Genomic DNA, 632 nt, shown 5'->3' with positions numbered 1-632 from the left:
CCCGGCCTCGAACACCGCATCGGCGGGATCGAGAAGCAGGACGGCACGGGCAACATCTCCTACGACCCCGCCAACCACGACTTCATGGTCCGCACCCGCCAGGCCAAGATCGACGGCATCCAGGTCCCCGACCTGGAAGTCGACGACCCGGGCGGCCACGCCGATCTCCTGGTCCTGGGCTGGGGTTCGACGTATGGCCCCATCACCGCTGCGGTACGTCGCCTGCGCGCGGCCGGCGAGAGCGTCGCGCAGGCTCATCTGCGCCACCTCAACCCGTTCCCGCGCAACTTGGGCGAGGTGTTGCGTTCGTACGACCGTGTGGTGATCCCGGAGATGAACCTGGGTCAGTTGGCCCTGCTGATCCGCGCGAAGTACCTGGTCGATGCCCAGTCGCACACACAGGTCAACGGGATGCCGTTCAAGGCCGAGCAGCTCGCCACCGCCCTCAAGGAGGCCCTCCATGCCCACTGAGGCACTCACCCTCGTCCCCAAGAGTGGCGTCCCGCTCACCGCCAAGGACTTCAAGTCCGATCAGGAGGTGCGTTGGTGCCCGGGCTGCGGTGACTACGCGGTCCTGGCGGCCGTGCAGGGCTTCATGCCCGAGCTCGGCCTGGCCAAGGAGAACATCGTCT

2 pseudogenes are annotated in these 632 nt (G+C 67.2%); both read left to right on the top strand.

What is annotated here, in order from left to right:
• A pseudogene (locus ABD378_RS44055) lies at positions 1 to 471 on the top strand (2-oxoacid:acceptor oxidoreductase subunit alpha); the annotation flags it as partial.
• Positions 461 to 632: pseudogene (locus tag ABD378_RS44050) on the top strand (2-oxoacid:ferredoxin oxidoreductase subunit beta); the annotation flags it as partial. The pseudogenes ABD378_RS44055 and ABD378_RS44050, both read left to right, overlap by 11 nt.

Source organism: Streptomyces rectiviolaceus, from assembly GCF_039533825.1.
Taxonomy (GTDB): Bacteria; Actinomycetota; Actinomycetes; order Streptomycetales; family Streptomycetaceae; genus Streptomyces; species Streptomyces rectiviolaceus.
Note: the sequence above shows the minus strand (reverse complement) of the source record. Positions and strands in the feature narration are given on the sequence as shown.